Here is a 12151-nt window from a genome sequence, read left to right as displayed (position 1 = left end):
CGGCGGCGGACCGACCCCGCCCCCTCCCGGCACCCCCGCCGCGGACTGCCCGAGCGGTTTCGCCAATGTCGGCCTGGTCGCCTCCAACACCCTGCGCGTCTGCCAGCTGCCGCAGCAGATCGTCGGCGCCCTGACGGTGCCGCTGCGCGCCGGCACCATCTATTCCATCAGCGGCCGCACCGAAGTCGGCACGGACCGCGGCATCGACCCGGCCTCTCCGACCCCGGGCAGCGCCCAGGGCATCCTGACCGTCGAGCCGGGCGTGCGCATCTTCGCCTCGGGCGGCTCGGACTATCTGATCGTCAACCGCGGCTCGCAGATCTTCGCCGAGGGCACCGCGACCCAGCCGATCGTCTTCACCAGCCGTCAGAATGTCGAGGGCACCACCACCGAGACCTCGCAGGGACAGTGGGGCGGCCTGGTCATCGCCGGCCGCGCGCCGCAGGCCAACTGCCAGCTGACCGCGCCGGTCACCTGCACCGGCACGGTCGAGGGCACCAGCGCCTTCTACGGCGGCAACACCCCGACCGATAACTCGGGCCGCATCCGCTATGTGCAGATCAAGTTCTCCGGCTTCGAGATTTCGTCCGGCAACGAGCTGCAGGGCCTGACCATGGCCGGCGTCGGCTCGGGCACCACGGTCGATCACGTCCAGATCCACAACAGCTCGGACGACGGCATCGAAATCTTCGGCGGCAACGTCAACCTGCGCCACCTCGTCATCACCGGCGCCGACGACGACGGCATGGACACCGACACCGGCTGGCGCGGCGGCGCCCAGTTCGGCATCGTCACCCAGCGCCCGCCGAACTCGACCAGCCGCAGCGCCGGCTTCGAGTTCTCATCCGCCCCGGCCTCGACGCCGCTGGCCTCGCGCTATGTGTCGCAGCCCAAGATCGCCAACTTCACCCTCGTCGGCCGCAACTCGCCGACCAACGCCCACACCGTGGCCCACTTCGACACCGGCACGGACGCCACGATCATCAACTCGGTGTTCACCAGCGTGGCGGGCTCCCAGGCCGGCTGTATGGCGATCAACGACGCCGATACCGCGACCAGCGGCGTGACCTTCAACTCGGTCTTCATGTCCTGCGACCTGCCGTACCGTCCGGCCAACGCCGTGCTGTCGGCGGCGGCCTTCACCGCCGGCACGAACAACACCGAAGCCGGGACCTCGACCCTGACCGCTCCGGCCGCGGGCACGAGCCTGAGCAACCAGGTCCTGACCTTCATCAACGGCGCCAACGAGACGGCGGTCACGCCGGTCAACGCCCCGGGGGTCTATCCGTTCTTCACGGCCACGACCTACATCGGCGCCGTCCAGAACGCCTCCGACACCTGGTGGCAGGGCTGGACCTGCGGCCTGACGTCCGGCGCGACCTGCTGACGACGGATGCACGGCGGCGGCTCGAGCGAGCCGCCGCCGGCTTTCGCCCCGTCCGTTGAAACTCTCCAAGGCGCAGATCATGAAGACCGCTTCCCTGACCCTCACCGGGCTCCTGCTGGCCACCAGCGCGCTGATCGCGCCCGGGGTCGCCGCCGCCCAGTCCCAGCCCGCGCCGGCCGCAGGCGTCCAGTCCCCGATCCAGACCCAGGAACCTGAGGAAACCCAGGTCGACGAGGTGATCGTTCTGGGCCGCTACATTCCCGAGCCGAACCGGGAGAGCTCCGAAGTCGCAGCCTTCCTGACGACCGAGGACCTGGAGCGCACCGGCGACTCCAGCGCCGCCGCCGCCCTGACCCGGGTGACCGGCCTGACGGTGGTCGAGGGACGATTCATCTACGTCCGCGGCCTCGGCGAGCGCTATTCGTCCGCCCTGCTCAACGGCTCGCCCCTGCCGAGCCCCGAGCCGCTGCAGCGGGTCGTGCCCCTGGACCTGTTCCCGTCCAGCATCCTCGAGAGCGTGACGGTCCAGAAGTCCTATTCCGCGGACTTCCCCGGCGAGTTCGGCGGCGGCGTCATCGATCTGAGGACGGTGGACGCGCCCCGCGAGCCGTTCTTCAACTTCTCGGCCTCGATCGGCGCCAACACCGAGACCACCAACGAAGAGAGCCTGATCTATTACGGCTCGCGCACCGACTTCACCGGTTTTGACGACGGCACGCGCGACGTCCCCGGCACCATCGCCCTGGCTTTCGGATCGGGTCAGCAGATCAACCGCGCGAACTTCTCGACCGACGAGCTCCAGGTGATGGGTCAGTCGCTGGTCAACGCGCCCCTGCGCCTGCTCCAGCGCGAGACGACGCCGGTGAATTTCGGCTTCGACGTGGCCGGCGGCCTGTCCAGCGACAGCAGCATCGGCACGCTCGGCCTCATCGGCGTGGCCGGCTACAGCAACAACTGGAGCACCCGTCGCGGCTTCCAGGAAGAAGGGCAGTTCTCGGGCGAGGTGATGGTCCCCGTGACCAGCAAGGCGTTCGAGTCCAACCAGAACGACCTGCAGCTGAACCTGCTCGGCGGCCTGTCCCTGACCAATCAGGATCACGAGCTGAAGTGGACCAATTTCTACGTCCGCAGCACCACCAAGGAAGCCCGCACGAGCGCCGGTCCGGACCTCAGCGCCGGCGGCGCCGTCCTGCGCGACGACTATACCGAATGGTTCGTGCGGCAGCTGTTCTCCAGCCAGCTGGCCGGCGAACACCTGTTCATGGACGGGGCGCTGGAGTTCGACTGGCGCGCCGCCTTCGCCCGCACCTCGCGCGACGCCCCCTATGAGTCGCGCTTCCAGTACGGCGTCAACGCCGCCGGCGACTACATCCACAATCCGTCCAACCTGATCTCGTTCAGCGAGTTGGACGAGGACGTGGTCTCGGGCGGAGCCGACGTCAGCTACGCCCTGCCGCTCTCCGACATTCGCGAAGCGGTGTTCAGCCTCGGCGTCGCCTATACGGACACGACCCGGGAGGCGACCCGCCGCGATCTGCAGCTGGCCGCGGTCACCGGCCTGACCGACGAACAGCGGGAATCGCGGATCGACTACCTGTTCTCGGACTTCAACATCAACCCGACCACGATCGAGCTGCGTCAGGTCTCGGGCACCAACGGCGCCGGCGCCTATGAGGCCGGGCTCGAGGTCGCCGCCGTCTACGCCCAGGTCGACGCCGAGATCATCCCCCTGCTGCGCACCACGCTCGGCGTCCGCTTCGAGGACAGCCGTCAGACGGTGACGCCGCGCGATCTGTTCGGCGGCATGTCGACCTTCCCGGCGACCGAACTGGAGGAGCAGTACTATCTGCCCTCGGGCACCGCGACGTGGAATTTCGCCGAGGATCAGCAGCTCCGGCTGGGCGCCTCGAAGACCATCGGCCGGCCGCAGTTCCGCGAACTGGCGCCGCAGTCCTACATCGATCCGGACAGCGACCGCGAGTTCACCGGCAACCCGTTCCTGGTGGATACCGAAATCCTCAACCTCGACGCCCGCTACGAGTGGTATTTCGCCCGGCAGCAGTATCTGACCGCCGGCGTCTTCTACAAGGATCTGGACAAGCCGGTGGAGTCGGTCGTGGTGCTGACCGGCGACCAGCGCCAGCAGTCCTTCCTCAACGCGCCCAAGGCCACGGTCTACGGCGCCGAGGTCGAGGCAAAGAAATATTTCGAATGGCCCGACGCCGGCTCGTCCTTCATCGCCAACAAGCGCTGGCTGGTGCAGGCCAACTACACCTGGTCGACCTCGGACGTGCAGGTCGACGCCGACGACGTGGTCTTCACCCAGGGCGGCGGCGGGGCGCCGGAACAGGCTTCCTTCTTCATCGCCGACGGCAGCCGGATGCAAGGCCAGTCCGATCACGTCGCCAACCTGCAGCTGGGCTGGGAAGACGACACCGCCCGGTCGCAGGCGACGATCATCGTCAACTACGTCAGCGAGCGGATCACCGCCCGCGGCGCCGGCGCGGCCGGCGCGCGCGAGCCCGACTACGTCCAGGACCCGGGCGTCTTCCTCGACTTCGTCTTCCGCAAGGATTTCGATTATGCGGGCCGCGAGCTGGGCGTCGCCCTCGAGCTGCGCAACCTGCTCGGCACGGACTACGACGAGTTCCAGGAGCTCGGGAACAAGATCCGGATCAACAACTACGATCTCGGGTCCTCGGCTACGGTCAGCCTGACCGCCCGCTTCTGACGACACCGAGGAAGGCCGTCGCCTCCAGGCGGCGGCCTTCCGATTCCAGGTTACGGAAATGCGGCAGTTGCTCCGCACCCGCCCTAACCGTCACGGCAAGTTCTCCGCACCGTCATCGCCCCGTGAAGCCCGCACACGGACGATTGGTCTAGGACGCTTTCGGGCCGTAGGGGCCCGTCGGGGCCTGCGATCGTGATCGGCGTTCTTCGCAACTGGAGCACGGGAGCCCGCGAGGCTCTCGCCGCCCGCCCGGACCGGGTCCGCGCCGCCATGGAGGCGACGCTGGCGCTGCTGCTGATCGTGCAGCTGGGCCGGCTGGTCTGGATCGCGGTCGAGCCGGTCGACATCCCGGCGGCGGCGACAGTCGCCCGGCCCCAGGCCCAGCCCGTCGACTACGCCGTGTTCCAGCGCTTCGACGCCTTCTTCCGCACCGGCGCCCGGAGCAGCCTCGCCGAGGACACCGCCGCCGGCAGCAGCCAGATGCGGCTGTTCGGCCTGCGCTCGGACGGCGCCGGGGGCGGCTCGGCCATCATCGGGCTGGCGGACGGCCGCCAGCTGTCCGTCGCCGTGGGCGAGACGATCGAGCCGGGACTGGTTCTCCAGTCCGTGGGCGCCGACCATGTCGTCCTGGCGCGGGGCGCTTCACTGAGCCGGCTGATCTTCAGCGAGTTGCCGGTCGGCGCGGCGACCCCGCCGCCTCCGCCCCCGGTCCCGCAGACCGTGACCCCAACCCCGGCCCCGGCGACGGCCTCCGTCGATCCCGCCCAACTGATGGCCGAGGCGGCGCTCCGGCCCCGCATGCAGGGCCTCAAGGTCAACGGCTTCACCATCTCCTCCCGCGGCGAAAGCCCGACCCTGGCCGCGGCCGGGCTGCAACCGGGCGACGTCATTCTCGCGGTCAACGGCCAGGCCCTCGATCGACCCGACCGAATCGCCGCCCTGCGCGGCCAGCTGGCCGACGCCGCCAGCGCCGAAATCCGCTTCGAGCGGGACGGCGCGGTTCAGACCACCACCATAAGGACAGGCCGTTGAAGCGATCCACCCGCAGCGCCCTCGGCATCGCCCTGGCGACCCTCATCGCCCTGCAAGGCCCGCTGGCCGCCACGCCGGTACTGGCCCAGGCGGGCCAGACCCTGAACGTGCAGGGCGCCGACATCCGCGCCTTCATCCAGGACGTGGCCCGCTCGACCGGCCGCACCTTCATCGTCGATCCGGCGGTGACCGGCACGGTGACGGTGACCAGCGACCGGCCGCTGTCGCGGGCCCAGCTGTTCGAGGTCTTCCTGTCGACCCTGCGGGCCAACGGTCTGGTGGTGACGCCGACGAGCTCGGGCGCCTATCGCATCAGCCCGGCCCAGGGCGCCGCCCAGGGACCGGCGACGGTCGGCTCCGAGCGGTTCGCCACCGAGGTGTTCCAGCTGCGCAACATCGACGCCGCCTCGGCCGCCGAGACCATCCGGCCGCTGGTCGGGGCCCAGGGGCAGGTGCTGGCCAACGCCGGCGCCAACAGCGTCGTGGTCGCCGACTTCGCCGACAACCTGGCGCGCATCCGCGCCCTGATCGGCCGCATCGACGTCGACCGCACCGGCTTCGAGGTGGTGACGCTGGAGAACTCCTCGGCGCGCGAGATCGCCGCCGTGCTGCAATCGGTGCTCGCCCCTCCCGGCGGACAGCCGGGGCAGGGGATGGTGTCGGTGACGCCGGTCGAGAGCTCGAACTCGATCGTCCTGCGCGGCGACCCCTCGGCCGTGGCGCGGATTCGCCCGCTGATCGAGGACCTCGATCGCCGTGCCGAGTCCGCCGACGACGTCAAGGTGATCTTCCTGCAGCACGCCAACGCCGAGTCGCTGCTGCCCGTGCTGCAGCAGATCGTTGGCCAGCCGGTCACCGCGGCCAGCGCCAACGCCACGCCGGCGATCGGACGGGGCGGGGCCGAGGCCGACGTCGCGCCCGCCGCCTCGACCGCGGTGGCGCCGGTTCCGGGCCAGCGCGCCACCATCGCCCGCTTCCCCGGCGCCAACGCCCTGGTGATCTCGGGCTCGGCCGACACCCAGCGGATGCTGGCGGAGGTCATCCGCCAGCTCGACCAGCGCCGGCAGCAGGTGCTGATCGAGGCCATCGTCGTCGAACTGTCCGACAACGCCGTGCGCGAACTTGGCGTCCAGTGGCTGCTGGCCGGCGAGGACGGCAATCCGGTCGGTCTGACCAACTATTCCGACCGCGCCACGCCGCTGGTCCCGATCGCCGGCGGGGCCGGGGCGGGCCAGCTGGACGAGGACGATCCCCTGCGCGAGCAGCTGCAGAACCTCGCCATCAACAGCCTGCTGGGCGCCAACGGCTTCATCGGCGGCGGCGGCGGGCGCATCGGCGACGGCCTGTTCGGCTTCATCATCAACGCCGCCAAGACCGACGACGGCTCCAACCTGCTGCAGACGCCGTCGCTGATGACCCTCGACAACGAGGAAGCGACCATCCTCGTCGGGCAGGAGGTGCCGATCACCACCGGCGAGACCCTGCTGGACGGCAACTCCAACCCTTTCCGCACGACCCAGCGCCAGGACATCGGTGTCAAGCTGATCGTCCGGCCCCAGATCAACGCCGGCGGCTCGATCACCCTGTTCCTGCGTCAGGAGGTGTCCAGCATCAACGGCGTCCTCTCCAACTCGGCCAGCGATCTGGTGCTGAACAAGCGCGAGCTGGAGACGACGCTGGTGGTCGACGACGGCGACATCGCCGTGGCCGGGGGGCTGCTGGACCAGAACGACCGGATGTCGGTCGACAAGGTGCCGGGCCTGGGCGACCTGCCGGTGGTCGGCGGTCTGTTCCGTTCGACCAGCCGCCAGCGCGGGCGGACCAACCTGATGGTCTTCATCCGCCCGACCATCATCCGGTCGCAGGCGGACGCGCAGAGCCTCGCCGCCGATCGCTGGGGCTATATGCGACAGCAGCAGCTGAACAACGCCCCGGGCGTCGAGCCCAGCCTCGACGAGATGCTGCGCGACTACATGCGCACCCAGGCCCCGGCCGCGCCCGCCTGGGCCGCCGCCGCGCCGGTCGGCGAGGTCGCGGTCTCGCCCCTGCCGCCGGCGCAGCCCGCGCCGCAGGAGTGACAGCGGCATGATCACCCTCGTCAATCCGACCCTGCCCTACGGCTTCGCCAAACGGCATGGCGTGATCCTGCTCGACGCCGGAGAGATCGCCCTGGTCGGCCTGCGCGAGGGGGCCGATCCGACGGCCCTGGTCGAGACCCGCCGGGCGCTGGGCCGGCCGCTGCGCGTCGAGCGGCTGAGCCAGGCCGACTTCGACCGCCGCCTGTCGCAAGTCTACGCCGGCGATCATCTGAACGCGGCCGACGGCGGCGATCTGGACATGCCGTCGGGCCTCGGCAGTCTGATCGACGACATCCCCGCCGCCGCCGACCTGCTCGACACGGCCGACGACGCCCCGGTCATCCGCCTGATCAACGGCATCATCGCCGAGGCGGTGCGGGCGGGCGCCTCGGACATCCACCTCGAGCCCTTCGAGACCGCCCTGACGGTGCGCATGCGGGTCGATGGCGTGCTGCGCGAGGCCCTGTCGCTGAACCCGCGCATCACCCCGCTGCTGGTGTCCCGCATCAAGGTCATGGCCCGGCTCGACATCGCCGAGAAGCGGGTGCCGCAGGACGGGCGCATCCCGCTGGCCCTGGGCGGCAAGACCCTCGACGTCCGCGTCTCGACCCTGCCTTCGCGGGCCGGCGAGCGGGTCGTTCTGCGCATCCTCGACAAGGACCAGGCCGAGCTGAAGCTGGACCAGCTGGGCATGACCGGCGAGACCATGGACGCCTTCCGCGCCGCCCTGCGCGAGCCCAATGGCATCATCCTCGTCACCGGCCCGACAGGCTCGGGCAAGACCACCTCGCTGTACGCCGGCCTGTCGCTGCTCAACGACTCGACCCGCAACATCCTGACGGTCGAGGACCCGGTCGAATACGCCATCGGCGGCGTCGGTCAGACCCAGGTGAACACCAAGGTCGGCATGACCTTCGCCGCCGGCCTGCGCGCCATTCTGCGTCAGGACCCGGACGTGGTCATGGTCGGCGAGATCCGCGACGTTGAGACGGCGCAGATCGCGGTCCAGGCCTCGCTGACCGGGCATCTGGTGCTGTCGACGGTGCACACAAACGACGCCGCCGGAGCCATCACCCGGTTGCGGGACATGGGCGTCGAGCCCTTCCTGCTGGCCTCGACCCTGCGCCTGATCGTGGCCCAGCGGCTGGTGCGGCGGCTGTGCCCGGCCTGTCGCCGCTCGGAACCGGCGGATCGCGCCACGGCGCGGCTGATCGGGGTCAAGGCGGGTCAGCCGGTGTGGCGCGCCCACGGCTGCGACCGCTGCCGCCAGACCGGCTACGTCGGTCGGGTCGGCCTGTACGAAGTCATCCCGGTTGACGATCGCGTGCGCCGCCTGATCGCCGCCGAAGCCGATGAAGAGGCCATCAACGCCGTGGCCTTCGAGCGGATGGACACCCTGACCCAGCGGGCCCGCGCCTTCGTGCTCAGCGGCCTGACCTCGGTGGAGGAGGCGGTGCGGGTGACGCGGCAGGACGTCGGGGCCCTGCAGGATGACGCGCCCGCGGCCGAGGCGGCGGCCTGATGGCGGCCTTCGACTATGTGGCGGTGGACGCCGGCGGCCGCACCCTCACGGGCGTTCTGACCGCGGCCGACGAGGCGGGCGCCCGCACCCTGCTGGAGCGTCGCCGGCTGATGCCGCTGGAGATCACCTCCGGTCGGGGCGCCGTCCGCAAGGGCGACCGCCTCAAACCGGCGAAGGGCGGCAAACTGAACGCCAAGACCCTGGCCCTGACGACGCGGCAGCTGTCGACGCTGGTGTCGGTCGCCCCGATCGAGGAGGCGCTGCGGACCATCGCCCTGCAGGCCGACCGGCCGGCGGTGCGTCGGGTGCTGGAAGGGGTTCACGCCGGCGTCATGGAGGGTCGGCGGCTGTCCGACGCCATGGCCCTGCAGGGACAGGCCTTCCCGCCGCTGTACCGCGCCATGGTCTCGGCCGGCGAGACCTCGGGCGCGCTGGAGCCGATCCTCGAACGCCTCGCCGACGGACTGGAGCGCGACCAGACGGTGCGCGGCAAGGTCATCACCGCCCTGGTGTATCCAGCCGTGCTGGCGGTGGTGGCGCTGGGCGTCATCGGCGCCCTGATGACCTTCGTGGTGCCGAAGGTGGTCGACCAGTTCGACAGCATGAACCAGACCCTGCCGCTGCTGACGCGGCTGGTGATCGGCGTCTCCGACCTGATGCGCGACTGGGGCTGGCTGGCCGCCCTGTTGCTGGCGCTGGCGGTGCTGGCCGGCGCCGTGGCGCTGAGGAACCCGGCCTTCCGGTTGCAGGCCGATACGGCCCTGCTGCGTCTGCCGCTGGTCGGCCGGCTGATCCGCGACCTGCACGGGGCGAAGATGGCGCGGACGCTGTCGACCATGATCGCGGCGGGCCTGCCGGTGCTCGAAGGCCTGACCATCACCGGCCGCACCGTCTCCAACCGCCGCCTGCGGCTGGCGACCGAGGCCATGGCCGACGCCGTGCGCGAGGGCGGCGGCCTGTCCGCCGCCATGCGCCGCGCCGATGTCTTCCCGCCGATCCTCGTCCACATGACCGCCTCCGGCGAGAGCAGCGGGCGGCTGGAGCCGATGCTGGAGCGCGCCGCCGACTATCTGGAACGCGAATTCTCGACCTTCACCGCCGTGATGCTGAGCCTGCTCGAGCCCGCCATCATCGTCGTCATGGGCGGCGTTGTGGCGATGATCGTCCTGTCGATCCTGCTGCCCATCCTTCAGATCAACACCCTGGCCATGGGGTGAGGAAAGTGAGCGTCGTGACTGAACAAGACCGCAAGACCGCCGAAGCCCGCCGCAAGCGCTCCGGCTTCACCCTTGTCGAACTGATGGTGGTCATCGTCATCATCGGCCTGCTGGCCACCGTGGTCGCCATCAACGTCCTGCCCAGCCAGGACCGGGCCATGGTCGGCAAGGCCCAGGCCGACATCTCCGTGTTGGAGCAGGCCATCGAGACCTACCGCCTCGACAACCTGACCTTCCCCGACGACCTCCAGGCCCTGGTCGCCCCGCCCGCCGGCCTCGCCCGGCCCGAACGCTACCGCCAGGGCGGCTATGTCCGTCGCCTGCCCGAGGACCCGTGGGGCAATCCCTACCAGTACCGCCGCCCCAGTGCGCACGGCGGCCAGTTCGACGTCTTCTCCCTCGGAGCCGACGGTCGCGAAGGGGGCGAGGGCAATGACGCCGACCTCGGCAACTGGCAGTCTTAGGGGCGCTACCGCTCGCGACACGGTCGCTCGCTGCTTGAGCGCGCGCCGGGCCCGCCGCGCCGGCTTCACCCTGGTGGAGCTGCTGATGACGGTCGCCATCATCGGGCTGGCGGCGGGCGCCGTCGTGCTGTCCGTGCCCGATCCCCGACCGTCGGTCGCGGAAGACGCCGAGCGTTTCGCCGCCCGCCTGAGCCGGGCGCGCGAGGAGGCGGTGCTGACCAACCGACCCGTGGCGGTCGAGACGACGGCGGCGGGCTACGGCTTCTCGGTCTTCGACGGGGCGGAATGGGCGCCCCTCCCGGACGGGCCGTTCGGGCCCGAGACGTGGAGCGACGGCCTGACGGTTTCGCCCGCCGAACCGGTCCGGGTGGTGTTCGACCCGACCGGCGTCGCCGAGCCCGCGACCTTGACCCTGAGCCGCGACGGCCGGACCGCCCGCGTCGAGATCGACGGAGCCGGCGAGGTGACCCTCGATGGCTGAGCGTCCCGCATCTCCGAGAGCCGGCTTCACCCTGATCGAGCTTCTCGTCGCCTTGGCCGTGTTCAGCCTCGCCGCCATGGCGCTGCTCAACCTGTCGGGCGAGAACACCCGCTCGGCGACACGGGTCGAGACCCGCACCCTCGGCGGCCTCGTCGCCGAGAACCTCGCCGTCGAGGCCATGATCGCGCCGGACATCGCCGAGGGCCAGACCTCGGGCGTGGTTCCGCTGGCCGGTCGTCAGTGGCGCTGGACCCGCTCGGTTCAGGGCGTCGAGGCGGGCATGGTTCGCATCGACATCGCGGTGGCCACCGAGGAAGGCCAGGCGGCCGACCGCGTCCTGTTCCGGGGCCAGCCATGACCGGTTCCCGTTCGGGCTTCACCCTGGTCGAGGTGCTGGTCTCGCTGCTGCTCTTCGCCCTGATCGCGGCGGCGGGGGCGGCGGTTCTGAGCCTGTCGATCGACAACCGTTTCGCCATCAAGGCGGCGACCGACCGCACCGGCGACCTGCAGCGGATGCGCAGCCTGCTGAAGGCCGATCTCGGCCAGGCCAGCGGCCGCCGCTCGCGCGGGCCCACGGGTCGCCCCATGCCCCAGCCGATGAGCGGTCCGGCCGCTGCCGGCGAGCCGGTTCTGGTGCTGACGCGGGCGGGCTGGAGCAATCCCGGCGAACAGCCGCGGCCGTCGCTGCAACGCGTTGAATACCGCCTCGTCGAGGACCGGCTGGAGCGCCGCGTCGCCACCCACCTGGACGGCGCCCGGCCGGGGCCGCCGCAGGTGCTGTATCGCGGCGTCCGCGACCTGACCGTGGCCTTCGTCAAGGACGGGCAGGAGGCGCCGGCCTATATCGTCACCGCCGAACGGCCCCTGCCGGACGCGGTGCGGCTGCGGATGACGCTGGACGGCTATGGCCCGGTCGAACAGCTGTTCCTCGTGGGCGGCGGCTGATGCGGCCGGGATCCGACAATCGCGAGGGCATGGCCCTGCTGACCGTGCTGCTGCTGGTGGCGGTGATGTCGGTGGTCGCCGTGGCGGTGCTGGACGACGTGCGCTTCTCGGTGCGCCGGGCGACCAACGCCGAAACACAGGCCCAGGCCCAGTGGTACGCCTCGGGCGCCGAGGCCCTGGCCCGACGGCAGGTCGCGCGCCTGCTGGCGGCCGGTCCCACGGTGGCGGAAACGCTGGCGGCCCTTGCTCCGGGCGTTGAGCCGACGACCGGACTGGCCGCCATACGGGCCAGCG

At 70.8% G+C, this 12151-nt stretch carries 10 protein-coding genes and 1 pseudogene; all 11 read left to right on the top strand.

Features of this window, described 5'->3' with window-relative positions; translation table 11 throughout:
* On the top strand, positions 1 to 1387 hold a 1387-nt coding region (locus RDU12_RS06040; protein ID WP_308684267.1), incomplete at its 5' end, for a hypothetical protein.
* 79 nt (positions 1388 to 1466) lie between these two features.
* Positions 1467 to 4118, top strand: coding sequence for a TonB-dependent receptor domain-containing protein (locus RDU12_RS06035; RefSeq protein WP_300290904.1), 2652 nt, complete (start codon positions 1467 to 1469; stop codon positions 4116 to 4118).
* Between the two features lie 192 nt (positions 4119 to 4310).
* Positions 4311 to 5150: a type II secretion system protein N gene (locus tag RDU12_RS06030; protein WP_300290902.1), complete on the top strand. Its 840-nt coding sequence runs from the start codon at positions 4311 to 4313 to the stop codon at positions 5148 to 5150.
* Entirely contained in the window at positions 5147 to 7228 is a 2082-nt protein-coding gene (gspD, locus tag RDU12_RS06025; RefSeq protein WP_308684266.1) for a type II secretion system secretin GspD, read from the top strand. Before RDU12_RS06030 ends, gspD begins: the two co-directional genes overlap by 4 nt.
* 7 nt (positions 7229 to 7235) lie before the next feature.
* Positions 7236 to 8750, top strand: a complete 1515-nt coding sequence (gene gspE, locus RDU12_RS06020; RefSeq protein WP_300291874.1) for a type II secretion system ATPase GspE — start codon at positions 7236 to 7238, stop codon at positions 8748 to 8750.
* Positions 8750 to 9967, top strand: coding sequence for a type II secretion system inner membrane protein GspF (gene gspF, locus RDU12_RS06015; RefSeq protein ID WP_300291876.1), 1218 nt, complete (start codon positions 8750 to 8752; stop codon positions 9965 to 9967). Before gspE ends, gspF begins: the two co-directional genes overlap by 1 nt.
* Positions 9968 to 9981: 14 nt before the next feature.
* The gene (gene gspG / locus RDU12_RS06010; RefSeq protein WP_300291878.1) at positions 9982 to 10431 is read left to right on the top strand and encodes a type II secretion system major pseudopilin GspG; all 450 of its coding nucleotides are present in this window, start codon (positions 9982 to 9984) and stop codon (positions 10429 to 10431) included.
* Positions 10432 to 10465: 34 nt separating this feature from the next.
* Positions 10466 to 10912 (top strand): GspH/FimT family pseudopilin, encoded by a 447-nt coding sequence (locus RDU12_RS06005; RefSeq protein ID WP_300291879.1) that lies wholly within the window; start codon positions 10466 to 10468, stop codon positions 10910 to 10912.
* Positions 10905 to 11270, top strand: coding sequence for a type II secretion system minor pseudopilin GspI (gspI, locus tag RDU12_RS06000; RefSeq protein WP_300291880.1), 366 nt, complete (start codon positions 10905 to 10907; stop codon positions 11268 to 11270). Before RDU12_RS06005 ends, gspI begins: the two co-directional genes overlap by 8 nt.
* Positions 11267 to 11857 carry a type II secretion system minor pseudopilin GspJ gene (gspJ, locus tag RDU12_RS05995; RefSeq protein WP_308684264.1) on the top strand — a complete coding sequence of 197 codons (591 nt, stop codon included), beginning with the start codon at positions 11267 to 11269 and terminating at the stop codon, positions 11855 to 11857. The genes gspI and gspJ overlap by 4 nt, the downstream gene beginning before the upstream one ends.
* Positions 11857 to 12151 (top strand): annotated as a pseudogene (locus RDU12_RS05990) (type II secretion system protein GspK); the annotation flags it as partial. The gene gspJ and the pseudogene RDU12_RS05990, both read left to right, overlap by 1 nt.

The organism is Brevundimonas sp., from assembly GCF_031082345.1.
Classification (GTDB): domain Bacteria; phylum Pseudomonadota; class Alphaproteobacteria; order Caulobacterales; family Caulobacteraceae; genus Brevundimonas.
The sequence above is the reverse complement of the archived record's forward strand: the minus strand, read 5'-3'. Positions and strand labels throughout refer to the sequence as shown.